The following is a 24505-nucleotide window of genomic DNA, read 5'->3' as shown; positions in this document are numbered from 1 at the left end:
TATGCAGGAAAAGCAGCAATTATCCATTAAGTTAAACGGCACTTAAGCATCGTCCGCTAACCAGCCCTCTTCTCGGTATTGCGCCAATTTATAGCGCAAGGTTCGTTCACTCATACCAAGCTTTTCAGCCGCTAATTTACGAACGCCAGCAACAGAAGAAAGTGTATCTAGAATATGCTTTCTTTCTAGTTCTTTCATATTGTCGGTGGTCGAAACAGGTGAAGGGCTTGTTTCCAATTGACTGGTGTTATTCACCGAACTGTCAGCTTCAGCAGATTGGCTGGCTACGCTTATGTCAGAGAGGTTAAGCCCATCTACATTAATCATTAGATCTTCATGCGTAATCTGCTGGCCGTTGCATAAAATCACCGCACGTTGAATCACGTTTTCTAATTCACGGATATTGCCCGGCCAATCATAGTACGCCAACGCTTTCGCCGCAGAATCGGTTAAATGTAGTGTTTGTCCTTCGCCATAGCGGCTAATCGCATTTTTGGCCAAAGGCACAATATCTGCTTTGCGTTGACGCAGCGCGGGGATTTGCAATGGGAATACGTTTAAACGATAAAATAAATCTTCTCTAAACTTACCCTCTTTTACCCATAAGGCTAAGTCCCGGTTAGTCGCCGTCAATACGCGCACATTCAGTGAAATTGGCTTTTGCCCACCGACACGCTCCACCTCTTTCTCTTGCAGAACCCGTAGTAGCTTGGATTGCAACGCAAGGGGCATTTCGGCGATTTCATCTAAGAAAATCGTCCCGCCTTGGGCTTGTTCAAATTTGCCAATGTGCGTTTGGCTAGCACCAGTAAAGGCACCTTTTTCATGACCAAACAGTGTGGCTTCTAACAGGTTTTCAGGAATCGCCGCGCAGTTAATCGCAACAAAAGGTTTATTGCTACGTTGGCTATGGCGATGAATGAACCTCGCCAACACTTCTTTCCCTGTACCTGATTCACCAGTAATGAGCACCGTCGCATCTTTTGGCGCTACACGCTCGGCAAGTTGTAAGAGTTGCTTGGATTCTGCCGCCTCGGCGATGACGGCATCGTCGTCACCGGGTAATCGGCTTAATGCAAACCGTGTAACTTGTTCGATGAGCGCCTCTGGCTCAAAGGGCTTAGGCAGATAAAAGGCGGCACCTGCCTGCATAGACGCAACAGCATGCTCAATGACACCATACGCAGTCATCAGTAACACAGGTAAATGCGGCCAACGAATCTTCACTTCACGAAGAAGCTGATTACCATCCATTGGCTGCATCGCTACATCTGAAACCACCATGCAGACATCTGTCTTTGCCAACACTTGTAAGGCTGCGGCACCATCACTAGCGGTTACAGTATCGAAGCCCGCAAGTTCAAGCGTATCGACTAATGCCTCTCTTAAAGAGGCATCATCTTCAACGACCAAGACAGGTAATCTTGCCATCAGATTAATCTCTGAAGTTTTGGTATTGCAGCGGGAAATCGGTAATTTCTTTACGCATTAACGCAATAACTTCTTGCAAGTTGTCACGCTTTGCACCAGTCACACGGACAGTGTCGCCCTGAATGCTAGCTTGCACTTTGATTTTGCTATCTTTAATAATGCGAACTAGCTTTTTCGCAAGCTCAGTTTCCACACCCACTTTGACCGTCACGGTTTGTTTTACTTTATTGCCACTGACTTTTTCTACTTTGCCATATTCCAGGCAACGTACATCTACGTTGCGCTTGGCTAATTTGTTAATCAGGACATCTTTAACTTGGTCTAACTGAAACTCGGCATCTGCATACATGGTCAGCACTTTTTCAGCTTGCTCGACACGCGCATCGCTACCTTTAAAGTCATAACGGTTGCCGACTTCTTTATTACACTGATCAAGCGCGTTTTTTACTTCAACCAAATCCACTTCAGAAACAATATCAAACGAAGGCATCTAACACTCCAAAAATTCTATTCGCTAGGTTCAGGCTAGCATGACGCCATTATTTTAGCGCGGAATGAATGTAGATGGCGTAGAACAACGCAAAAATCATACTTGAAATGCGTCTTTAAAATTCAGCCTGACAAATTTTTACCTGAAAATTAGCCAAAGCATTGGCAAAAGATCCGCCACAAAAGGAGAAGATACAATGCAACGGCAAGGTTACCCTCCTTTCTTTCATCGCTAAAAACAGTGTTAAAATATACGTTCATCATAGATCAAAAATACTATGTTCTCAAAAACGATATTCACAGTCTTACTAGCGAACTTAGCTACGCCCCTTCTCGCTGCACCGCCCAAGCCTACCGCAAAGGTACTTGTCCCTACAGTGCAAAAAGCGTGGCCAGAAGCAAATTGGTACGCGTATTTATGCAGTAAAAAGTGGATAGATTGTAGTGAGACGGCAACAAACAACGAAACGCCAAAGTCAAAACCCAACCTACTGACGATCAAGAACGCGCAAGCAACCTCTTTTTATGTCATCACAGATGATTTAAACCTGCTTCAGCTTAGTTTCCAAAATGGAGATTGGTCTTTAGAAGGTAAATGGGATTTTTCCAAGATTGCGCAAGATTCTCCATTCCCTGAAAGTGATGATCGCATTCGGAAATACATTTTTCCGGCCTTGTACCCGATTGGACCGAATCGCTTTAGCGTTGCACTTATCCAAAGCTGGTCAGAAGGATATTCTGGTGGTGGCGGGCATTGGGAAATTGCCGACTTTTACGAGATAAAAGGGAAAAACGACATCGCTAAAGCACCTACATACAGCAATGTGCCGTTTTCTTGCCAGAAAGATTTACGTGCTTGTTTTACAGAAGAGGAATACAACCATTCGCCACATTGCAGAGAAGAATTTACCGGTTCTCTTCGCTTACAGTACGAAACGACAAAAACAGAAAATTACCATTGGAAAGCCACGTGGCAAAGCTACCATTGGGCCGGTGGTGAACCAAAGAAAAATGCTAGCAATAGCAAGACAGCTTTTAAACTATTAAATACAGATAAAGACAACTTAAAACGCTATATCGAGAAGATAGGGTTTTGTGAGCCAGTGGAATTTGAATAAATTTAAATAAATTTCAATCATGCAGCTATCCACTAACACTTAGATGTAGTGGATAGCTTTTAACGATAATTATCCGATTTGCGGTTTAGTTAACAACTCTGGCTGCATCGCCTGGTTGAGTTGCTCTTTTGTAAGCAGCCCTTTCTCCAACACAATATCATAGACACTACGGCCTGAATGCAAAGCGATTTTTGCTACCTCGGTGGAGTTCTCATAGCCAATTAATGGGTTTAATGCGGTTACCAAACCGATAGAGTTTTCTACTTGCTTGCGCATATGCTCTTTATTGGCGGTAATGCCATTTACACACTTCTCGGCAAGCACTAAGCACCCATTACTTAAGTGACTAACACTCTTAAATAACGAGTACCCAATGACAGGCTCAAATGCATTTAATTGCAATTGTCCGGCTTCTGCTGCAAAGGTAATGGTAGTGTCATTGCCGATCACCTCATAGGCAATTTGGTTCATTACTTCAGGAATAACCGGGTTAACTTTACCAGGCATAATAGATGAACCGGCCTGCATCGGTGGTAAGTTAATTTCAAAGAAACCAGTCCTTGGCCCTGAAGATAACAAGCGAAGATCATTACAAATTTTTGAAATTTTTACGGCGATTCGTTTTAACACGCCAGAAACTTGTACAAAACTACCGCAATCTTGGGTTGCTTCCACCAGATTTTCAGCGGTCTTAAAGTTCACGCCAGAGTATTCATTTAGATACTGACAAACAGTCGCCGCATATTCTGGATGAGAGTTAATCCCTGTACCAATGGCTGTTGCACCAAGATTGATCTCGTGAATGAGCAGTAACGCTTCTGATAAACGATCAATGTCTTCGGTCATCATAACAGCGTAGGTAGAAAATTCCTGACCCAATGTCATTGGAACGGCATCTTGCAACTGGGTACGGCCCATTTTGATGACGTCATTGAATTCAAGCGACTTATTTTTAAATGCATCTCTTAAGACTGTCATCGCCTTAATTAACGCTAGAATTCCAAAGTGTGAAGCAATCTTTAAGGCAGTTGGATAAACATCATTTGTACTTTGACTTAAATTCACATGCTCATTTGGATGAAGAATTGAATATTCACCTCTTTTTCCACCAAGATATTCAATGGCAATATTCGCAATCACTTCATTGGCATTCATGTTAGTGGATGTACCTGCACCACCTTGAATGACATCAACAACAAAATGCTCATGATATTTACCCGCTAATAATTCATCACAAGCAAATACAATTGCATTACATTTTTTTTCATCTAACAAACCAAGCTGATGGTTTGCTTTTGCAGCTGCTTTTTTGATTAATGCTAAGCTATCAACCAAAAATGAAAATTTTGAAATAGGAACATGCGTGATTGGAAAATTTTCAACCGCTCTTAAGGTATGCACACCATAATAAGCTGAATTAGGGATATCTTTATACCCAAGTAAATCATGCTCAGATCTAGAATTATTTACCACAATCACCTCCTAAGAAAGTGATCAATATAAATAAGATGATTACAAACCCAAAAACCTATGCAAAAATAGAATAAATTTTTACAGAAAGTGCATAACAATGCAGGTGCGATGGATAGAAGACTTCTTGGCATTGGTGGAAAGTGGTAGCTTTTCTAAGGCGGCTAAATCACGAAATATTTCTCAACCTGCGTTAAGCCGACACATACAATCGCTTGAAGAATGGCTGACGACCACGCTCATTCATCGAAATGAACAGGGCGTGAGGCTAACCAATGCAGGTAAGATTTTTTTGAAGTTTGCGAAGGATATGACCGAGTCTATCTACACGATGCGCTCTATTCTTAGCCGAGAAAATCAGTCAAACGATGCAACCATCCGATTTTCGGTTTCGCATTCATTATCGATGAGCTATTTCCCGATCTTCTTAAATGAACTAAAAGAAAAACTAGGGGTTAGCAAAACGCATGTGAAAGCAGTTAATTCGAATGAAGGCATCAATGATCTCACTGATGATATATCTGATTTACTTTTAATTTATCATCATCCTTTATTGCCTATACATATCAACAAAAGTAATTATAAGTACATTGTACTAAAAGAAGAGTTGTTTGCTCCTTTTAAAAAACAAGGGTCAGATATTCTTCAAAATGAAAAAATACCGCTTCTTTCTTATTCAAATGGTACCTATCTTGGGCTGATACAAGAAGCGATTCTATTAAAAATAAATCGACATGATATATTTGAAAAAACATTTGATACCGAAATGAGCCAATCAATCAAGGCGATGATTAAAGAAGGTCATGGCATCGGATGGTTGCCTGTCAGTTGTGCAGAAGATGAAATAGAGCAAAATAAATTAGAGCTCATCACTAATAAAGACTGGAGTACTAAAGTAGAAATTAGGATGTATGGAAAGAAAGAAACTTTAAATGATCTAATTCAGGAAATCTGGATGCTTTGTGAGACACAAAGCATCCACTCTGCATAAGCTAGTAATCGGTATAACCGATCTGCGCGCCATCATACAAAAACTCTTTGCGCACTTCATGAAGCGGGAGGTTTTCAGCGTAATGCTTTACCAACTTCGGGTTGGCAATAAAGCTTCGGCCAAACGCTATTGCATCTACGGTGTTAGATTTTACCCGCTCTTCTGCCGTTTGAAATTGATATCCACCAGAGAAAATTTTGCAGCCCGTAAACGTACTGGTGATATGCGTCCTTAATGCTTCGCTCATCGGCTGCGAACCATTCCAGTTAGGCTCTGAAACATGTAAGTAAGCAAGATCTAGTTTTGCTAAGCACTTTACCAAATAGCGATACAGCGCTTCATCTTCCGTATCATCCACCCCGTTATATTTTCCGACCGGTGAAATTCGGATACCTACTTTGTTCAACGGCACATGTTTCGCTAGTTCTGCTAATAGTTCTAGCAAAAATAATGACCTGTTTTCAATTTCACCACCATACAAGTCATTGCGCTTATTTGATGATGCTGACAAAAACTGATGAATCAAAAAGCCATGTGCAGCATGTAGTTCGATAAAGTCGAAGCCCGCATCCAAAGCTAATGTCGCTGCATGACAAAAATCAGCATGAACCGTTTTGATTGCTTCAATGCTCATCTCCACCGCCGGGGAACATAGCACCTGCTCCATTACATTTTCAGCGTTTTTCATTCTCGAAAAGTAATTTACATCCATTGTGGATGGTGCGTGAGGATGCTGATGAGCAGGTAAAACGCGTTGATTGGATAATCGGCCTGCATGGGCTAATTGCATGGCGATTAGCGAACCGGTTTCGTGTACCGAATCAGTAAATGAACGCCAAGCATCTGCATGTGCTGGTGTATACATATTCGGCGTATGGGAAAATCCTTTTGCTGTAGCCGATATATTCGTCGCCTCGGTAATCAGTAAACCGGCTTCTGCTCGTTGCAGATAATATGCTTCAACCAAGCTTGTTGGTGTACCGCTTTCATCTTCAAAGCGTTGCCTAGTCATCGGCGCTAGCACAAACCTATTTTTTGCGGTTTTTCCACCTATCTTAAATGGTGTTAATAGCGGCATGTCCATTTGCTTAGATTGCATTTGCATCGAATCCCCACATATCAGAAAGAACAAAACCATTTGGAAATGGATCAGATGCTTCATCTAATCGAACAGATTCAACGCCGTAGACCCATGCAGAACCAGTAATCTGAGGTGTGATGGTTTTGTAGGCACCTAACGTGCCAAATGCTTTAATTTCTGTAATGAAGTTTCCTCCAATAATTGAACGCGAGGATTGTTTGTATCCAATTGGCAGCTGTTCATTTTCAAATCTAGATGCCAGATTGGCAGAACTGCCAGTGCCACAAGGAGAACGATCTACCCTACCCGGCTTCATCGTTGTACAAGTAATTACTTCTCCGTTTTCATCTTTATCTCTAAACATGACATAGGCAATATTATTTAACCCATCTAATTCCGGATGTTTAATCTCTAGCTGCTGATTAAGCATCGCTTTCATCTGCATGCCAAAATCCGCTAATTGCTTGGCATTCTCTGGGCTGATGCGTAAACCAACGTCAGTAGCATCCACTAAGGCATAAAACACGCCTCCGAAAGCAATATCGGTATGAAGTGTTTTCCCATTAAATTCAAACGGATGATTCTTCATTAAGAGAAATGAGGGGACATTTTCTAAAGTGACACTTTTACACTTGCCATCCTCTACAGACGCCGTCACGTGAATTAAACCAGCAGGGGTTTCTAGTTTTAGTGTGGTGATGGGACTCGTCACTTTGACTAGGTTTAGCTCAATTAATGCAGTGACAACACACATGCAATTACTTCCCGACATCGCATGCGCTTGATCCGCTTGAAGAATGAGAAAAGCAGCGTCGTATTCACTAGAAGATGGCTTTACCAATAAATTGATCGACATCTGTAAAGATGATCTTGGCTCTCTTGTAATAAACTTCCTGAATGAATCATCTACATGATTAATGTAGTTCATTTTATCCAATGGCGTTAGGCCAGGAATCTCTGGCGCACCAGCGGTAATCACCTTACCAATTTCACCTTGGCAATGAACATTCACCATTTCTATATAAGCTGAATTAAATAATTTTTGATTCATTTCCATTTAATTTCATGTAGTTGATTCGTACCAGCACACGGGATGTTTCAGAGCCGAAAATGAGCACTTAGTAAAAATCTAAAAAGGGGCACTTGGCCCCTTTTTAGATTTAGAAAACTGTGTTTTCTTCGATCTTTTTCACTGTCGCTGAACGTTCAAATGGTTCTGGCGTTTCTTCACCAACCGTACGTGGCATACCGGCTTGTTCAAAGAAGTTTTCTAAACCATTTGGCGTCATAAACCAAACCCAACGAAGTTCTGCATCAGAATCATTCACCAGTTTGTGATTTCTACCTTTACCGATATATACCGTTACACCTGGTTGTAGAATGAACTCTTCTCCATCTAGATACGCTTTTCCGCTACCTTCGATAAAGTGCAAAATTTCTTCATTATTTGGATGGTTATGTTCACGTACGTAATTGCCTGGATAAAGCATCTGTGTACCAAATGAACAAGACTGATCCATCTTAATAAAGTTTGGGGACACTCTCACTGAAGCAAAACCATGTCCTGGTAAAGGCTGCCAGAAGCTAGACTCTGTCTCAGCTGTAATTACTTTTAATTCACCTAATTGATTATTTGTGCTCATCTGACTCTCCAAGTAAACGATTACATAACAAAACAACAGAATCAAATGTAATCGTTTACATTTTTGAGTACATTGATTTTAATCAATCTTTTTTGCTTATAGCTTGTAATAGTCAGCGTCTGCTGCGGCTAATGGCCTCTTACCTAAAATCAGGTCAGATACTTTTTCTGCCATCATGATAATAGGCGCATTCAAGTTACCACTCACGATCTCTGGCATGATAGACGCATCCACAATACGGACATTATCTAGCCCATGCACTTTAGCTTCATGATCCGTTACAGCCATTTCATCGCTACCCATGCGGCACGTACAGCATGGATGGTAGTTTGTACCTGCGTTGTCACGAAGGAACGCTACAATTTGCTCATCCGTTTGAATATGGGCACCAGGTAGTACTTCATTTTGACGCACGGGTTTCCATGCATCGTGCGCAATAACACGACGAATTTCTTTCACCGCAGCGACGGCTACTTTGACATCTTCTTCATGAGTTAAGTAATTGAATACAAACTTGGGTGGCACTTTAGGATCGTTTGACTCAATCCAAACTCGGCCTTCACTCTTTGGACGCATCAAGCTAAAGAAATACTGAAAACCATCACTTAGCTTTAATTTACCATGTTGGAAATCGCCCAAGAATGGGACAAATTCAAACTGTACATCAGGTACTTTAACCTCTTCACTTGTACGACAAAACGCGCCTACCTCAAAGAAGTTGGTTGCACCAAGACCTTTTTTGGCAAAAATCCATTGAATTCCAATTTTCAATCGACCAAGCGCAGATAGTTTGCCTGCTGATGAAGAACCAGGAATAGAAGAATATTGAACAGGTGCGGCTACATGGTCTTTCAGACCGCGGCCAACGCCTGGTAGATGATGAACAACATTGACACCCACTTTTTTCAAGTCTGCCTGATCACCAATACCAGAATGTAGTAATAAGTGCGGTGTATGCAATGCACCTGCGCAAGAGATAATCTCTTTATTGATATGGAATTCTTGTTCCACACCCGCAATAGAAACAACTAGCTTATCCGCACGTTTATTCACAAACTTGATTTTTTGCGCATACGCTTCGGTAACAACATGTAGATTTTCTTTTGGGCCTGCAGCGTGAATATAGCCACGCGAGGTACTCCATCTTAATCCCTTATGCACATTACGCTGGGTAATATGCACGCCTTCTTGCTTGTATGCATTGGCATCTTCTATGTACTGATACCCTGCTTCCATCGCAGATTTAATAAATGCATCGTATAAAGCACCTTTGGCTTTACAGGTTTCAATTTTCATCGGTCCAGCACCACCGCGATACTGGTTTTCACCCTTATCGAAGGTTTCTGAACGCTTAAAATACGGTAATACTTCTTTATAAGACCAACCAGAATTGCCTAAAGCAGCCCAGTTATCATAGTCCCAAGGGTTTCCACGAACCCAGTTCATTCCATTAATAGAAGAAGATCCGCCAAGCGTTTTTCCGCGTGCTTCCAACACCTTACGGTTATTTAAACCAGGTTCCTCTTCACTATGTAAGAACCAATTGTATTTATCATCTTGCAGAGGGATTCCAAGTGCTGCAGGCATCTTAATGTAAATCACATTGTCTGATTTCCCAGCCTCTAGCAATAGGACACTATATTGACCAGACTCAGCCAATCTCGCAGCTAACACACTGCCGGCAGAGCCAGAACCAACAACGATATAGTCATAAACAGACTTAAGTTTTCTACCATGAAGATCTTGCATTTGTTATCTCTCTTTTTTCAACTAACTTTACCTCCCCCTGCTACAGGGGAGGTTTTTTCAAATTTATGCTGCTTTTTGTAATTTCATTTTTAGATACAAGAAGTAGAACAATCCAGGTGCAAATAGCGCCGGCATCCAAGAAATGTCTGCACCAACTGATTTAGCAATTGGGCCTACATAGAAAGAAAGCTGCATGAATGGGATACAAATAATGACAGCAGAAATATAAATGAAGATGGTTGCCCAGTTATATTTCCCATAGATACCATTCACATCAAAAATATCTTTCACACTGTAGTTACCATCTCTAACCGCATAGAAATCAACTAGGTTGATCGCACTCCAAGGTACTAAGAAGTAAATCTGTGCAATTAAGATGTCTGTGAAGTATTCAAAGAAATTATATTGAGTCCCCAACGCAATCGCTGTTGCTGCAGCGGCAACCAGTGCCATGATGATGAACTTGGTTTTTTGGGTGATTTGATTCATGCCTTTAAAACCACTAAAGATAGTGATGAAAGACATATACCCACTATATAAATTCAGTACATTAATCTGCAATACACCAGCGATAATGATGAAATAGATGACAGTAGAAGCACCGCCAAACATGTTAGCAATTGCACCGCCAGGGTTAGAAGCAATACCTGCAGACATATCCTTGTAGCCAGCAGCTAATAAGGCGCCCAAGAACATAATCAGGGTTGAACCCAATAGGTTACCGACATAGCTATACCAGAATACTTGTTTGTCAGATGAATCTTTTGGCAAGTAACGAGAATAATCAGCAACGTAAGGACCAAAACCCAACGTCCAAGAGGCTGCTTGTGATACGACTAGCATGAAAGTTGCAGATTTAAACCCTGCGGCTTCGGTTGTCCATGCATTAACAGGCAAATTCACCTTCATTGCCATCACAGCAACAATCGCAAAGATCACGCCAGATAGTACGGTTAAAATCGCACCTAGTTTGTGAATAAACTCGTAACCAATGAAAGCAATAATCAGGGTAATGACGCCAAATCCAATAATAGCCTCATTGTCTGACAGTGGAATCATCGCCTTAATAGAGTCACGCATAATGACACCATTTGCAGCAGTGAATAACACATAAGAAATGAAAACGATAAACAGAGGGAAACCAGCACCAATCACACCAAACTGGGCACGACTCTGAATCATTTGCGGGACCCCAAGTTTAGGGCCTTGGGCGGAATGGAGCGCCATAAAGATGGTGCCAATAATGGTGCCAATCATCAAAGCGATGAATGTCCATAGTAAATTTAGACCACCAACAATACCTAGAGTACCAACAACAAGCGTCGTAACTTGTAGGTTAGAACTAAACCAGATTGTTAATAATCGCTTAGGACTTCCGTATCGCTCATTTTCTGGAATGAACTCGATACTCCGTTGTTCAACCTGCATAGTGAACTCCTTTAAAACTCATCTTTACATTTGAAATTAAAGATGGGTTTACGTGGGAATGATAGCTTTGTTTAAAGTAATGTCATCATTCCACACTACCCTCTCCTAGGCCCTTCTAGCTATAACCCAGCTGGATTAATAGATCAAGAAAGACTTCCCTCGGAACATTGAAACGACAATGTAATCGATTACATGCAATGTAATGTAATCGTTATCATTGTGTCAACAGTGTTATAAATTTTTTTCGTATTGATTAAAGTCAATTAGCTTAAACATGAGTCGGCACGCCACATTGAGCATGAGAAGACGATGGGCCTACCCTAGATGACAAGCCCAAAAAAGATGGTAAAAGTGAAGAAAAGATGAGGTAAGTTGTCTAATGAAAAAATAAAATCACGATCGTAATTAAACAGATCCCCACCAAGCTCATAACAACACTGGAAATCGCAGCGGACTCTTCCCCGTATTCATAAGCTTTTGCAGTACCGATGCCGTGAGCGGTCGCCCCTAATACCACCCCTTTTGCCACACCATTTTGTATACCGATTAGTCGGAAAATAAAGGGGCAAATGATCATGCCGAGGATGCCTGTTAATAAAACAAAAAAGATTGTCAGCGACTGATCTCCCCCTATTTTTTGATACACCAAGTTAGCAAATGGGGTTGTTACAAATTTGACTATTAAACTATTTGATACAGCCGTTGGCAGCACTAAACAAGATTGAATCAATAAGGTCGATAACACGCCAAATATAAAAGAACAAAGCACACCAGCCAAAATGGTAAGTGGATATTTTTTCAGGATGCGAAAATTCTTATAAATAGGTACAGCAAAGGCGACAATCACCGGACCAAGCAGATAGGACAAGACAAAAGTTGCCTGCTTATATGACTGGATATCATAAATATTCAGCATTTTTAACGTCATGATCGTTAACAAGACGCCAAAAATTAATGGGGAAAACCAGAATGTTTTGTACCTACGTTGTAGATAGTTCGAAAGTAAAAAAACACCAACCGTTAAAAGCACATAAAACGCTAGGATCACTTGAGACCTCTACGCTGCTCGAAGTTAAAGACCCATTTCACTACGCATGCGGTAGCAAAAAAGAAGAGTATCGAAGCCAACCCAAAAAAAACCAAAAATAGTAGTTGGTTATCTTTAATTAATTGAAAACTGTCTGGTAAACAGACCAATGGGGGCATAAAGAAAAGCAGAATATTTTTTAAAATAAATCCGCCCCCCTCTTCAAAGTACTTATTCGAACCTGCAACTAGATTGAATAAACACAAGAGAATGATCATGCCCACAATCGGCGCGGGGATGATGAAGTGAATGATTTTTGATAACTGTGTTAAAAGATAAAACAGCGACACAATCAATGCAGCAGATAAAATTTTGGTATGCATCATTTATTTACACGCCACTAATACTAAAGAAGCGACGACCGCCATAAAAGCAGCATAGGCGTAGACTGCGCCGTAATTAAATGCCTCTGCAATCAAGCCACAAGTTGGTCCTGCAATCGCCATTGAAACATCAAAAAATACCGTATACACACCCAATGCCATGCCTCGGTTACTCGCATCAAGCCGCTTGACCGCCTCGACACCTAGCGCTGGAAAAATAAGCGAAAATCCGGCCCCCACCAACACACAACCAAGAAAAGCCCAGAAGGGAGAAGCCGCCATGTACATCACAAATAAGCCAACACCCTCAATTAATAGCGAGTAGCAAGAAACCTTCATCCCACCATAGATTTCAATTAAATTGGCGAACAACATTCGAACGGTCAGAAATGAAAGTCCAAAAGCTAAAATAGCAAATTGCGCATATTCATAGCCACGTTCTTTAAAGAATAAAATCGCAAACGTAGCGATTGCACCAAATCCAATCCCCCCTAAGGCAAGCCCACTTCCTTGCGGCAAGACCTTCTTAAACACCATAAAGAATGGTGCCGACTTGCCAGGTGTTACTTTCACAGCGGGCCGTTTTAAGGCTAAAAATCGGAAAAGAATAGAAAGAACAATGGTTAACCAACCAATAGATTCAATATTAATAATGGAAGACAAATAAGCGCCAATAGGTGCACCAATTGCAATGGCGCCATATGTCGCAATGCCACTCCAAGAAATAACTTTAGATGTATGTTGACTACCAACAGAGGAGATCCCCCAAATGATCCCCCCTGTTCCTACATAGCTTTCTGCAATGCCAATTAACACGCGACTGATCAAGATAAGAGAGATACTCAGCCAGATAAACTCGTGGAGTTGGACTGCTCCAATCCAAGCAACACCCGCAAAAGCTGTCGCGGTAAATCCACTAATCACTGATGCTTTAGGGCCTTTTTTATCATTGATTCGACCAGCAAAAATCCGGCTAATGAATGTGGCAAGGTACTGAGAACTAATCACAATACCAACTACCACCCCACTCATATGTAGATCATTACTCAAAAATACAGGCAATACACCTAGTGGCAAACCAACAATCAGATAGCAGATAAAATTAAAAATCACTGCATTAATAATTCTTTTTGCCAGCCCTAAATCAGACAGTAACATGCTTAAACCTTAAACTTTCTTATGTTTCTGAGTAAGTCTTCTAACTTACCGTCAATCTCTTCAACCTTGTTTACCGCATTTTTGACAAACGTATAGTTCTCTACAGATAAATTCGACACATTGCCGGCCTTATTTTCCATCTCATTACCAACTAACCGTTGCGCATCAATGGAATCTTTCATGCCTTTGGACTCATCATCTAATTGATTCACCACCACATGAATGGCATTGATTTCTGTTTTTGCGGTCTGCGTTTTAACGGCTGTCTGATTCATAATAGAGACGACATTCTTGACGTTTGCCGTCGCATTAGAAGAGTCTTTCTGAATGCTGCTTACCATCTGAGAAATTTCTACGGTTGCATCTGCGGTTCTTTCTGCCAGTTTTCTGACCTCATCTGCCACCACGGCAAAGCCTCTGCCTTGCTCCCCCGCACGCGCCGCTTCAATCGCAGCGTTTAATGCAAGTAGATTGGTTTGTTCTGCAACCGCTTTAATCACAACAATAATGTCGCCAATCTTTTGCGCTCGGCTATCTAACTCTGTCATGACATGATTGAGGCTAGAAACAATGCTATTGATGTTCTCTACTTCACCTGCAATGCCATCAATTGTTAGCAAACTACTGTTTGTCTTTTCTTTAGTTTCATCAATGACTTCATCCACAATCGATATGCCGCTAGAGAGCTTGTCCATAGATGCATTTAAGTTACTTAGCGAACCTAAAATTTCTTTGGAAAGTTCATTCTGCTGTTTAGATCTAAATTCAACCTCATTGATTTTTTGCTTTAACTCTTTATCAATTGATTCAATCTCTCCAGACTGATAATCAATGTCTTTCACGATCATCTTAATTTTTTCGCAAAAAAGATTAAAACCATCGGAGATAAAGTTAATTTCAGGAGAAGATTTTGTATCAATTTTTCTGGTTAAATCCCCTTCATCACTCGCCAAGTTATGGATAGACACCCCCAGCTCTCGAAGCGGAACTAACTGCTTTGCAATGGATAAATGAACAAGAAAAACAATGACCAGCACAGTGATAATAGAAATTACCAACGCATAAATCTTTAATTCACTGATTCCGGCCAAGATTTTACTTTTTGGAACAACGACTTCCAGTGTCCACGGTTTTGCACCTTCCAGCACAATCGGCTGGTAAATATGAACAAAGTCTTCGTTATCTATATAGTGGTAGAGTTGGCCATTTTTAATCGCACTAAGTACCTGAGCATCTGTATTTTTAAATGCTTTCCCTAGCTGACTATCATCTGGCGAGGCGATATAAATCAGTTCATTTGAAATTAAGCTAAGTTGCTTCGAATCATACAAACGCACTTTTTTTAGTTCGTCTTGAATCTCTGTTAGCTTAATGTCAACACTCACCACCCCTAGAGACTTCCCATTAACAACGATTGGCGACATAAAGGAGGTCATTTGGACCTGCTTGCCATCAATAGGTCCAAAATAAGGGTTAAGCAACGTATTTTTTTGACTATTTAGCGGGGTGGTGTACCATAAATTATTGTTTGGATTGCTGTAATCTGGATTCACCACTCTTTTGAGTTCCTGCCCAGATCGGTACCAATAAGGAACAAACCGTCCAGAATCATCATACCCTTCGGTATTTTTAAACGACTCATCATTGCCGTCTAATGCATTAGCTTCCCATACATTGGAATACCCTAACGTGGCTGGGTTTTTAGCCAATTCTTCTTTTATCAAGATATCCAGAATACTACGATCAATCGTTGCATTATTCTGCTTAAGCGCAGTCATTTGGTTGGCTAATGTTTTAGTACTTTCAAGATAGGTTGAGATTTGAGACGTTAGTTTGCCCGCCTCGACTTGGGCAAGTTTAATCGCACCATCAAGCTTGGTCGTCGAAACGACCTCCGTTACCCGCGTCATCATGATGAAGTTACTGGCTATTAAACTCACGACGGCAATCATGCCGACTGTCAGTGTTAGCTTTGCTTTTAGACTAAACATAAGTTCATCTCCTCTTTTTTATAATGTAATCGTTTACATTTATTTATACAAGAGAGATGTGAGCAAAGCGTATCTTCTATTCTCACTAAGGCTGTGTTTATGTAGATAGCGGGAAATCAAAAAGAAAAAGGCTACCCGAATGGCAGCCTTCAAAACTCACTTAAATGAGAAGTCTCTATTGCGGCTTGCCAGATGACTCTCGTACAACTAGTTTACTATCTAGTTTCAGGCCAAAAACTGGATTGCCATCCGCCAAAGCACCTAACAGGGACTGTGCTGCCTGTTTGCCCATTTCATTGACCGGCATAGATACAGTAGTGAGCGGAGGTTGTATCAATCTGGCGATTTCCATGTCATCGTGACCAATCACGGTTAACCGTTCAGGCACAGGAATACCCATATTTTTTGCTTCGCTTAATACACCAAAGGCAAAAATATCACTGTTACAAATTAATGCCGTGGTCTCTGGATATTCAGACGTTACTTTGTGCAAAACCTCTGCACCAAAATTCACAGCAAAACCGCCAGTGGATTCAAAAATTAATAGATGATCTGCAAGGCCATGGCTTTCCATGGTTTCTTTGTAAGCGCGAATCCTTGCCTGTTGACGATCATTACCCTTAGATGGACCAGCCACCATGGCGATTCTCTTGTGGCCAAGATCAGAGAGATAATTGACGATATTGCAAGTAATGGCATAGTTATCATAGCCAATAAATGCAAAATCGGGATCCTCTTCATAGGAGTAAGTACAAACGACTGGAATATTTTTTTCTTTTAAAAAGTCTCGCAACTTTTGATCGTAAATTTTACCGACGATCAGAACCCCTTCTGCGCCACGTTCAACAACAGACTTCACACGCTCATAGATATTGTTATTATCAAACCCAACCGTTAGCAGAAGTACTGTATAGCCAGAATCGTTAATCACCTGCTGAAAGCTGTTAATCATTTGCGCATAAATCGCGTAATCTAGCGTAGGGATGACAGCAGCTAAAATATTCGTTTTATTTAAGCGTAACGCTTTTGCCGCAGGGTTTGGGGAGTATCCAAGAGAACGAGCAATTTCAATGACTTTGTTTCTGACATCTTCCTTTACTGCTTCTGGCTTATTAAATGCTCTAGAAACGGTCGCGACAGAAACACCGGCAGCATTTGCAACATCCAACACAGTTGCTCTTATTTTTTTCACAAAATCCCTTCCAAACCCTTTGAAAATGGCACTTTTACTTTGTTGTTGAAGTGCAATGCACTTGTAAGCCTTGATTTTAGCTAGTTTATTAATTTTAGCCAGACTACGCTAGCCCCATTGACTTCTTTGTCAAATTTATACATTATCTAATTTTGTAAACGATTACATAGAGGTGAGAAAGTGGTTCGCTCATACATGCAATGGATTAATGGCCAATCTGTTCAATCCAATTCAGATGAATTTATTCAACGTACATCGCCAGCTCATGGAGAACTATTAGCAGCATTCCCAGCAGGTAGCGTAGATGATGTGAACAAAGCTGTTGCTGCTGCTCGTGCCGCTTTTGAAGCCAAAGAATGGGTAAATACACCAAGCTTGAACAAAGCAAAGGTATTAAACAAACTGGCCGACCTTTTACAACGCGATGTTGAAAAGCTAGCCATCATTGAAGCGGAAGAAGTAGGCAAAACCATTAATCAGGCCCGTGCAGAAGTATTATGGGCTGCAGAACTAACCCGTTATGCGGCAGCGATTTCTGCAGAAATTCCTGGTAGCGCTTATAACAACCTAGGCGCTTCTGCTTTTGGTATCGTGACACACGAACCAAAAGGCGTTGTGGGAATGATTACACCATGGAACTTCCCACTTGTTACCCTATTCCAAAAATTACCATACGCACTAGCCGCTGGTTGTGCAACCGTTATCAAGCCTTCTGAATTAACCGCAGGTACTACGTTTGAAGTGGCAAAACTAGCCGCAGAAGCAGGTGTGCCAGCTGGTTTAATCAACGTAGTGACAGGTCATGGCAGCGTGGTTGGCGAAGCACTAACCACCCATAAAGATGTTGATATGGTTTCTTTCACTGGCTCTACCGCTGTTGGTAAGCGCATTGCAGAACATGCCGCTAAAGACGTGCGTAGAGTGGGTCTAGAACTAGGTGGTAAAGCAGCTAACGTTGTTTTTGCAGATGCAGATATTGATGCAGCCATTGATGGCGTATTACTTGGTTTTATCTTAAACCAAGGTGAAGAATGTGTTGCTGGCACTCGTTTGTTAATTGAAGAATCTGTTGCTGATGCATTTATTGTTGAGTTGGTAAAACGCACAGAGAAAGTACGTGTTGGTTTACCGCTAGACGAAAAAGCAGATATCGGTTCGATGATTCACGAAGCACAAATGGCTAAAGTGTTGGAATACATTGAAATTGGTAAAAATGAAGGCGCTACGCTTGTTTGTGGCGGTAAACAATTAACCATGGGTGAATTCGCTAAGGGTTACTTCATTGAGCCGACCATTTTCACCAATGTTTCACCAGAAATGCGTGTATTTAGAGAAGAAATTTTTGGCCCAGTGCTGACAGTGACCAAATTCAAAACGGTCGACGAAGCAATTGCGTTAGCAAACGACACTGAATACGGCCTAGGCAACGGCTTGTGGACAAAAGATATTGATAAAGCAATTACCGTGTCACAAGCATTACGCAGCGGCACTGTGTTTGTAAACACCTTCCTAGAAACCGCGCCTCAATTGCCATTCGGTGGTTTCAAAAATAGTGGTATTGGTCGTGAAAATGGCATACATGGCATTTTAGAATTCATGGAAGTGAAGTCTACTTTCATCAAGATTGGTGCCAGAACCCCAGCTTTACCACACACCATTTAATACTTTGCTAGCGTGGTTGCGTTAGTTTAGAGAACCTTTTTTAAAGGTTCTCTTTTTTTATTTAAAGAGTGAGTAAATGAAATTAGTTATTTTTGATTTGGATGGCACATTAGTAGACAGTGAGCGCATTTCAGCGCAAGTCGCCCACCAACTCTTAAGCCAACTAGGTCTAGCACTCTCTTATGATGAAGTGTATTCCGCTTTACGTGGCGTGCCACAAGCGGATTTCCACGCATTTATCAAACAACAACTACCAGACTTTCAGCCCGAGTCGTTTGATTATGTCTACAGAGAAGAAACACAAAAACGATTAGCGAGCCACTTAACCGTTATGCCCGGCGCACAAGCACTACTCTCCTCTCTTGACGATGTCACGATCTGTATTGCCTCCAATGCGCCCTTAATGAAAATTCACACCTCACTCGCAGCAACAGGATTAGCCCCCTACTTTGATGATCGGCTTTTTAGTGCGTTTGAATATAGCGTTTGGAAGCCATCACCTAGGCTGATTGAAATTGTTTTAGATCATTTCCAATGCGCGCCAAGTGATGCGGTTTTAATTGAAGATAGCCCTTCTGGCATACAGGCAGGTCTTAGCGCTAATGTAGCAGTCATTGGTGTTCACTTAGATGACGCTACCAAACAGAAATATGGTTCACAAATTACCATTTGTGAACATTTAGAGGCAGTTGGTCATACCATAAAAAAATGGAGAGGATGAATCCTCTCCATATAAAAATCACGCCCCTCGTGATTGCGACCAACTTACTACTTATTTTTTCTCCATAGATCACTTAAAGTGTAACCCGTTGGAAGAGGATCGGTGGAATCTACAACATACTGGTGATAACCGGTGATCCAAGCGCTACCAGTAATTGCAGGGATAATTCCATCTGTATTGCCTACTTTTGTAGTAGATAAAATCTCACCCGTAAACTCGGTATCAATGATTGAACGATGTAAGAATTTCTCACCTACCTTGATTTGACCTTTTGCATGCAACACGGCCAATCTTGCGCTCGTACCTGTACCACATGGAGAGCGATCCATTCTGCCTGGAGAAACAACCACCCCATTTTTAGAGGTTAAACCAGTCGCAGTACGTTCAATTGGACCAGCAAACAAGGTCTGATTGATGGTGTGAATTTCAGGGTTTTCAGGGTGTACCGCAGGTAACTGTTCTGCAGCGGCTGCTTTGATACGCTCACCAATATCAACTAAATCGGCCGCTTCATCAGGCGTAATACTAAAGCCGAGCGCTTTCGCATCTGCAAGCACATAAATCATCCCGCCATAAGCCACATCAACAGTTAGCGTTCCCAAGCCTGGTACTTCTACTTGTTTATCCAAACCAAATACAAAGCATGGAACATTCGCAAATTTGACGTTAATGCACTTACCGTCTTTACACTCAGCCGTCACCCTAACCAAACCACCAGGTGCTTCAAGCGTAAGTTCTGTTACTGGCTCAGTCATTGGCAGCATGCCGGTTTCTAGTAACGCAGTGACCGTACAAATCGTATTGCTACCAGACATCGGCACATAAAACTCGGACTCCATAATCACAAAGCCTGCGTCGGCTTCAGGATGGCATGGTGGAAGCACCAAGTTAACGCACTGAGTCACAGAGCCGCGAGGCTCTTGCAATAAAAACTTCCGTAGGTCATCTTGATGCTGTTGCAGATACTGCATTTTTTCAAAAATGCTTTTACCTGGCACATCCATTACCCCACCAGTGATCACATCATTACGTTCGCCACCAGTATGGACACCAACCACATTTACTACACGCTTAAAAGCCATTTCAATTCCTTATAAGGTAGGTTGATTCACTGGTTTTAACTGATTCACTTGGTAATCACGGACAATTGATCCTGCCTCATGCTCCGATAATCGATCCATCAGCGTATGAGATTTACTGAGTACAATCACCGCATTAGGATCAGGAAACTCACACGTCCAAAGACCAATCGTTGCTAGACGAAAATTACTATCTTCAGCCAACAACTTTGTCAAACTACCTGCTTTACCCAGTTTAGTTTGAATCTTGTACAAATATAGCCCTGTAGAAGACATCACTTCTGAAGCAAGTACTTCTACTGGATTCAGAATACTCACCAATTGGCTATTCACATTTTTCCAAGCTAGCGGAAGAAAGGTATTTGTCCACTCAGGTATTTTAGCTAATGCAGCACGTTTTTCTGCTCTATCATTTAGAGAGTCAAATTGCCATAGATGATAGAAACGAATACTCGCCGTAGCAGGCGAGCACCAGCTTCCAATAAACGCACCAAAATTATCCCCGCGAATTGGATGGGCTACATTTTGAAAAGCATCAATGTAGCCCGGCCAATTTTCAATGGGCATAGTATATTCTCTAAGCTCATGAATCATGGCAGCACCTTTTACCAAGCGGTATAACCACCATCAATGGTGAACATTGCACCGGTTGCGAAAGAAGAGTCTTCTGATGCCAAGAATAAAATCATCGATGCGATATCTTTTGGCACACCCATTTTGTTCAATGGCGAGCGCGCAGCTAGGCCTTTTTTGAATTCTTCTGGGTTCTCAACTGTTTCGAACATTTTGTCGTAGTAACTAGAAGCGATCACACCAGGCGCCACGCTATTTACGCGAATGCCATCTGTTGCATGGTCAAGTGCCATTGCACGAGTTAGCGCAGCAACACCGCCTTTAGCGGCTACATAACCAGCACGGTCTTTAATGCCAACAACAGAAATAGTAGAAGCTAAGTTAATAATGGAACCACCACCATTTTTAACCATTTCAGGTACCACATGTTTTGAACACAAGAATACGCCTTTTAAGTTCACATTCATTAGGCGATCCCAGTCAGATTCTTCCAGCGTAACCACCGTGCCAAAACATCCAAAACCTGCGTTATTCACTAAAATATCTACTTTGCCGAATGCAGCGATCGTGTCACTGACCATTTTGCGGATGTTCGCATCGCTAGATACGTCAACTTCAAGGGCAATCGCTTGGCTGCCAATTTTATTTGCTACTGCTTGTGCATTGCTAAAGTCACGGTCTGCAACCACTACTTTTGCGCCTTCACTTGCCAATAACTCTGCTGTGGATGCACCAATACCTGCACCTGCACCTGTTACAATCGCTACTTTATTAGATAGTTTCATAATAGTGTATTCTCCAATTTAGCTAATTCTTTGTTTAACAACTTCTTCAATACTTAATGCGGCTAACCAAGATGTTTTTGGATTTTCAGGTAATGGATTGTTTTCCAAGCGAATAGAGAATTCACCAAACTCACCCACCACAGTTAATTCATGAACATTTTTATTGATTGTTGGATCTGCAATCATTTTTACCGACGTCTTTTCAAACCCAATTCCGGCCATTGCTACTGCAGCGGTTACATTTGCATTTTTTGGATATTGCTGAGCAGATTCGAGTGCATTACCAGAAAAGATTTCAGTAGGCTGCGAAATGATATTTAGATCAAAAAGTGTTTCTGCCGGTGTGCCAACCCATGCATGTGGCGGTTTACGACCGGTATAGGTCACACGATGAATACCCGCACTTCTTGCCGCTCTCAGGGCATCAAGGCCACCAATCGCACCAGACACAAGCACTAATTCCGCACCCGAATGCTGTGTTGCCTCATCTATTTTCTGAAATAGTTGGTGATCAGAGAGTGCGCCCACAGAAACCAATACGACATCGACTCCCGCGTTCAACACAGGGGGTACAATCTCTGCCACCACTTGGTGACCTGCACATTCAATGACAAGATCCGGTTGCCAATTCAACATTGAATCGACATTAGAAAAAGTGGGGATGCCTAACTCTAACGATAGAGACTCTGACCTTGCAGGATGATCAAACCCGGCAATTTGCAAATTATCTTTATTCGTCTGTTTTAGGGTATTCAGGACTTTTCGCCCAATCGCACCTAAACCCAAAATAACAATTTTATTAATTGTTTTTTTCATGATTTGAACCTATAAATTCTTTAACAATATCTGCATATTTAGATGGGTATACATTTGGAACAAAATGCCCACCTGTCACATCAATTACTTTTGAATTCTTAATTAAAGAATTTAATTCAATGGAATGATAATAAGGAACAATCTGATCATCTAAAGAGCCGATGATTAACGCAGGATTATTTAATGAACCTATTTCATCAATTCTGTTATTGTTTAACAGCATATCTATTCTGTCTTTAATCATGACTGCATCAATTGATTGGTTTGCCTTTGTAAAATCAATTAATTCAGTAGGGGCTAAGTGCTCTGCATACCATGCAGGGGTATAGCCAATTAGCTTGGTAAAAGTGGAATACGCTTCTGTTCCTGACTTTTCCAGGATGATTTGTCTTAAATCGAAAAAATCCTTAAAGCGTTTATCTGGCTTTGCCCAAGTGCTACTTAAAATGATTTTCCTTACTCGATCAGGATGATCGAGTGCCAAATTCTGAGTCACAATGCCGCCAGTAGAGTGACCCAGAATATGAGCAGATTGAATGTCTAACTCATCAAGAATGGAAATAACAGCGTCGACAATTCCGGAAATAGTTGGCTTACCTTCCAAGCTACTTTTTCCCATACCAGGGTGATCAAATGTAATCACCTTGTATTGAGTAGCTAGATATTCAGCTGTTTTATCCCAGAAAGCAGCTAGCCCACCCAAACCAGAAATCAATACGAGTGGTTCGCCATTTCCCCTTACTTGATAATCTAGACTCATGGTTAGTCTTTCTTAGCGTCAGAAGCGAATACAGTTCTTGCTTCGATGTTTTTCACATCTTCTGGACGCTCGAATGGCTCTGGTGCTGGCTCGCCATGAACACGAACGCGACCAATATCGCGGAAGAAATCTTCTAGGCCGTTTGGTGTCATAAACCAAACCCACTTCATGTCTTTATCACTATTGTTTACAAAGCGATGTTTGCGATTTTTCCCTAGGAATAGCGTGCTGCCCGCAACCATTGGATACTCTTCACCATCGATGAACGCTTGCCCACAGCCTTCAATGATATGAAGCACTTCTTCATTGCCACCATGAGAATGCTCACGAATCACACCACCAGGTGGAAGAATTTGTGTACCTACTGAAAAACGCGCATCCATATGAACCAGAGCAGGCGCCACGCGAACAGTTGCATAGCCATTTGCTGTTTTTGGCTGCCAGTAACCAAGCTCTGTCTCGTCATTGATCATGGCAAAGTCGCCACGTTCTTTACCGTCGCCCTTCAATACTAATGCTTTAAATTCTTCAGACATGGCCACCTCTTGTAATCGCTTACATTTATAGGTAAATGTTTGAACCTAAAAATGTGTAGGTTGATAGATAAAATTGACAATAATCGTATTTGTAATCGATTACATTACATTTTGCAAGTGTTTTTTTAAACATTCAAAGTTCATCACCGCAAGATGAACACTTGTGAAGATACATTGCAGTTCATGATTGATGAGATGCTATCCAATGCTATCCACCTACGTGGAAGATTCTTTCAAACCAGCATATAAAGAAGATGCGCTATGTAGTGCAACTTTTTGTCTAACCCACGCTATTTCTTAATTGGGAAATATACTTCACAACCCGATAAATCATTGAATTAAATATACAAATCCATAATAAAAATGATTAATCAATATACAATTTAAATATAAAATTTATTTGTCATTTCATCATTCAATTG

Annotated in this window: 23 protein-coding genes; 4 read left to right on the top strand and 19 right to left on the bottom strand. The window is 41.4% G+C overall.

Annotated features, from left to right (window positions below; genetic code table 11):
* Positions 1-42: 42 nt before the first annotated feature.
* Complete coding sequence (locus tag LIN78_RS14195; protein WP_227181504.1) at positions 43-1431, bottom strand: sigma-54-dependent transcriptional regulator; 1389 nt, start codon at positions 1429-1431, stop codon at positions 43-45.
* A 4-nt stretch (positions 1432-1435) separates the two neighbouring features.
* Positions 1436-1921 (bottom strand): YajQ family cyclic di-GMP-binding protein, encoded by a 486-nt coding sequence (locus LIN78_RS14190; RefSeq protein WP_227181503.1) that lies wholly within the window; start codon positions 1919-1921, stop codon positions 1436-1438.
* Between the two features lie 376 nt (positions 1922-2297).
* Between LIN78_RS14190 and LIN78_RS14185 the strand changes: the two genes are divergently transcribed.
* The gene (locus LIN78_RS14185; protein WP_227181502.1) at positions 2298-3038 is read left to right on the top strand and encodes a hypothetical protein; all 741 of its coding nucleotides are present in this window, start codon (positions 2298-2300) and stop codon (positions 3036-3038) included.
* A 69-nt stretch (positions 3039-3107) separates the two neighbouring features.
* Here the strand turns inward: LIN78_RS14185 and aspA are convergent, their stop codons facing one another.
* The gene (gene aspA / locus LIN78_RS14180) at positions 3108-4511 is read right to left on the bottom strand and encodes an aspartate ammonia-lyase (protein WP_227181501.1); all 1404 of its coding nucleotides are present in this window, start codon (positions 4509-4511) and stop codon (positions 3108-3110) included.
* Between the two features lie 97 nt (positions 4512-4608).
* On the opposite strand from aspA, the gene LIN78_RS14175 reads away from it, so the two are divergent.
* On the top strand, positions 4609-5499 hold the full coding sequence (locus LIN78_RS14175) for a LysR family transcriptional regulator (protein WP_227181500.1): 891 nt from the start codon (positions 4609-4611) through the stop codon (positions 5497-5499).
* A 1-nt stretch (position 5500) separates the two neighbouring features.
* Here LIN78_RS14175 and LIN78_RS14170 read toward each other — a convergent pair whose 3' ends face one another.
* The 10 genes from LIN78_RS14170 to LIN78_RS14125 all read right to left on the bottom strand — a co-directional run bounded on the left by LIN78_RS14170 (position 5501) and on the right by LIN78_RS14125 (position 17151).
* On the bottom strand, positions 5501-6604 hold the full coding sequence (locus tag LIN78_RS14170) for an oxidoreductase (protein ID WP_227181499.1): 1104 nt from the start codon (positions 6602-6604) through the stop codon (positions 5501-5503).
* Positions 6588-7637 (bottom strand): proline racemase family protein, encoded by a 1050-nt coding sequence (locus LIN78_RS14165; protein ID WP_227181498.1) that lies wholly within the window; start codon positions 7635-7637, stop codon positions 6588-6590. The genes LIN78_RS14170 and LIN78_RS14165 overlap by 17 nt, the downstream gene beginning before the upstream one ends.
* 103 nt (positions 7638-7740) lie before the next feature.
* Positions 7741-8223: a cupin domain-containing protein gene (locus LIN78_RS14160; RefSeq protein ID WP_227181497.1), complete on the bottom strand. Its 483-nt coding sequence runs from the start codon at positions 8221-8223 to the stop codon at positions 7741-7743.
* A gap of 96 nt (positions 8224-8319) precedes the next feature.
* On the bottom strand, positions 8320-9972 hold the full coding sequence (locus LIN78_RS14155; RefSeq protein ID WP_227181495.1) for a choline dehydrogenase: 1653 nt from the start codon (positions 9970-9972) through the stop codon (positions 8320-8322).
* A 63-nt stretch (positions 9973-10035) separates the two neighbouring features.
* Positions 10036-11400, bottom strand: coding sequence for a purine-cytosine permease family protein (locus tag LIN78_RS14150; protein ID WP_227181494.1), 1365 nt, complete (start codon positions 11398-11400; stop codon positions 10036-10038).
* A gap of 376 nt (positions 11401-11776) precedes the next feature.
* Positions 11777-12430 carry an LrgB family protein gene (locus LIN78_RS14145; protein ID WP_227181541.1) on the bottom strand — a complete coding sequence of 218 codons (654 nt, stop codon included), beginning with the start codon at positions 12428-12430 and terminating at the stop codon, positions 11777-11779.
* 14 nt (positions 12431-12444) lie between these two features.
* Positions 12445-12810: a CidA/LrgA family protein gene (locus LIN78_RS18425; RefSeq protein ID WP_227181540.1), complete on the bottom strand. Its 366-nt coding sequence runs from the start codon at positions 12808-12810 to the stop codon at positions 12445-12447.
* Between the two features lie 3 nt (positions 12811-12813).
* On the bottom strand, positions 12814-13968 hold the full coding sequence (locus LIN78_RS14135; protein ID WP_227181493.1) for an MFS transporter: 1155 nt from the start codon (positions 13966-13968) through the stop codon (positions 12814-12816).
* 2 nt (positions 13969-13970) lie between these two features.
* Positions 13971-15959 (bottom strand): methyl-accepting chemotaxis protein, encoded by a 1989-nt coding sequence (locus LIN78_RS14130; RefSeq protein WP_227181491.1) that lies wholly within the window; start codon positions 15957-15959, stop codon positions 13971-13973.
* A 175-nt stretch (positions 15960-16134) separates the two neighbouring features.
* On the bottom strand, positions 16135-17151 hold the full coding sequence (locus LIN78_RS14125; protein ID WP_227181490.1) for a LacI family DNA-binding transcriptional regulator: 1017 nt from the start codon (positions 17149-17151) through the stop codon (positions 16135-16137).
* A 180-nt stretch (positions 17152-17331) separates the two neighbouring features.
* Between LIN78_RS14125 and LIN78_RS14120 the strand changes: the two genes are divergently transcribed.
* Together LIN78_RS14120 and LIN78_RS14115 are read left to right on the top strand one after the other, a co-directional pair.
* Positions 17332-18813 (top strand): aldehyde dehydrogenase family protein, encoded by a 1482-nt coding sequence (locus tag LIN78_RS14120; RefSeq protein WP_227181488.1) that lies wholly within the window; start codon positions 17332-17334, stop codon positions 18811-18813.
* A gap of 76 nt (positions 18814-18889) precedes the next feature.
* Positions 18890-19534: an HAD family hydrolase gene (locus tag LIN78_RS14115; RefSeq protein WP_227181487.1), complete on the top strand. Its 645-nt coding sequence runs from the start codon at positions 18890-18892 to the stop codon at positions 19532-19534.
* A 47-nt stretch (positions 19535-19581) separates the two neighbouring features.
* On the opposite strand, the gene LIN78_RS14110 is transcribed toward LIN78_RS14115, so the two are convergent.
* Genes LIN78_RS14110 through LIN78_RS14085 form a run of 6 tightly spaced genes read right to left on the bottom strand, consistent with a single transcriptional unit; the run spans position 19582 to position 24083 of the window.
* Entirely contained in the window at positions 19582-20616 is a 1035-nt protein-coding gene (locus tag LIN78_RS14110) for a proline racemase family protein (protein ID WP_227181486.1), read from the bottom strand.
* Positions 20617-20625: 9 nt separating this feature from the next.
* Positions 20626-21207 carry an NIPSNAP family protein gene (locus LIN78_RS14105; RefSeq protein ID WP_227181485.1) on the bottom strand — a complete coding sequence of 194 codons (582 nt, stop codon included), beginning with the start codon at positions 21205-21207 and terminating at the stop codon, positions 20626-20628.
* A gap of 11 nt (positions 21208-21218) precedes the next feature.
* The gene (locus LIN78_RS14100) at positions 21219-21971 is read right to left on the bottom strand and encodes an SDR family oxidoreductase (protein WP_227181484.1); all 753 of its coding nucleotides are present in this window, start codon (positions 21969-21971) and stop codon (positions 21219-21221) included.
* A gap of 18 nt (positions 21972-21989) precedes the next feature.
* On the bottom strand, positions 21990-22787 hold the full coding sequence (locus LIN78_RS14095) for an aspartate dehydrogenase (RefSeq protein WP_227181483.1): 798 nt from the start codon (positions 22785-22787) through the stop codon (positions 21990-21992).
* Positions 22771-23547, bottom strand: coding sequence for an alpha/beta fold hydrolase (locus LIN78_RS14090; protein ID WP_227181482.1), 777 nt, complete (start codon positions 23545-23547; stop codon positions 22771-22773). Before LIN78_RS14090 ends, LIN78_RS14095 begins: the two co-directional genes overlap by 17 nt.
* A 2-nt stretch (positions 23548-23549) precedes the next feature.
* Positions 23550-24083 carry a cupin domain-containing protein gene (locus LIN78_RS14085; protein ID WP_227181481.1) on the bottom strand — a complete coding sequence of 178 codons (534 nt, stop codon included), beginning with the start codon at positions 24081-24083 and terminating at the stop codon, positions 23550-23552.
* Positions 24084-24505: the final 422 nt, after the last annotated feature.

It is taken from the genome of Leeia speluncae, assembly GCF_020564625.1.
Classification (GTDB): Bacteria; Pseudomonadota; Gammaproteobacteria; order Burkholderiales; family Leeiaceae; genus Leeia; species Leeia speluncae.
This window is presented reverse-complemented; position numbering and strand designations above follow the sequence as displayed.

Bases quoted from the DNA above. Each gene is read 5' to 3' on its own strand.
- LIN78_RS14195 (WP_227181504.1), bottom strand. From the start codon at position 1,431: ATGGCAAGATTACCTGTCTTGGTCGTTGAAGATGATGCCTCTTTAAGA.
- LIN78_RS14190 (WP_227181503.1), bottom strand. From the start codon at position 1,921: ATGCCTTCGTTTGATATTGTTTCTGAAGTGGATTTGGTTGAAGTAAAA.
- LIN78_RS14175 (WP_227181500.1), top strand. From the start codon at position 4,609: ATGCAGGTGCGATGGATAGAAGACTTCTTGGCATTGGTGGAAAGTGGT.
- LIN78_RS14170 (WP_227181499.1), bottom strand. From the start codon at position 6,604: ATGCAAATGCAATCTAAGCAAATGGACATGCCGCTATTAACACCATTT.
- LIN78_RS14165 (WP_227181498.1), bottom strand. From the start codon at position 7,637: ATGGAAATGAATCAAAAATTATTTAATTCAGCTTATATAGAAATGGTG.
- LIN78_RS14160 (WP_227181497.1), bottom strand. From the start codon at position 8,223: ATGAGCACAAATAATCAATTAGGTGAATTAAAAGTAATTACAGCTGAG.
- LIN78_RS14155 (WP_227181495.1), bottom strand. From the start codon at position 9,972: ATGCAAGATCTTCATGGTAGAAAACTTAAGTCTGTTTATGACTATATC.
- LIN78_RS14150 (WP_227181494.1), bottom strand. From the start codon at position 11,400: ATGCAGGTTGAACAACGGAGTATCGAGTTCATTCCAGAAAATGAGCGA.
- LIN78_RS18425 (WP_227181540.1), bottom strand. From the start codon at position 12,810: ATGCATACCAAAATTTTATCTGCTGCATTGATTGTGTCGCTGTTTTAT.
- LIN78_RS14135 (WP_227181493.1), bottom strand. From the start codon at position 13,968: ATGTTACTGTCTGATTTAGGGCTGGCAAAAAGAATTATTAATGCAGTG.
- LIN78_RS14130 (WP_227181491.1), bottom strand. From the start codon at position 15,959: ATGTTTAGTCTAAAAGCAAAGCTAACACTGACAGTCGGCATGATTGCC.
- LIN78_RS14115 (WP_227181487.1), top strand. From the start codon at position 18,890: ATGAAATTAGTTATTTTTGATTTGGATGGCACATTAGTAGACAGTGAG.
- LIN78_RS14110 (WP_227181486.1), bottom strand. From the start codon at position 20,616: ATGGCTTTTAAGCGTGTAGTAAATGTGGTTGGTGTCCATACTGGTGGC.
- LIN78_RS14105 (WP_227181485.1), bottom strand. From the start codon at position 21,207: ATGATTCATGAGCTTAGAGAATATACTATGCCCATTGAAAATTGGCCG.
- LIN78_RS14100 (WP_227181484.1), bottom strand. From the start codon at position 21,971: ATGAAACTATCTAATAAAGTAGCGATTGTAACAGGTGCAGGTGCAGGT.
- LIN78_RS14095 (WP_227181483.1), bottom strand. From the start codon at position 22,787: ATGAAAAAAACAATTAATAAAATTGTTATTTTGGGTTTAGGTGCGATT.
- LIN78_RS14090 (WP_227181482.1), bottom strand. From the start codon at position 23,547: ATGAGTCTAGATTATCAAGTAAGGGGAAATGGCGAACCACTCGTATTG.
- LIN78_RS14085 (WP_227181481.1), bottom strand. From the start codon at position 24,083: ATGTCTGAAGAATTTAAAGCATTAGTATTGAAGGGCGACGGTAAAGAA.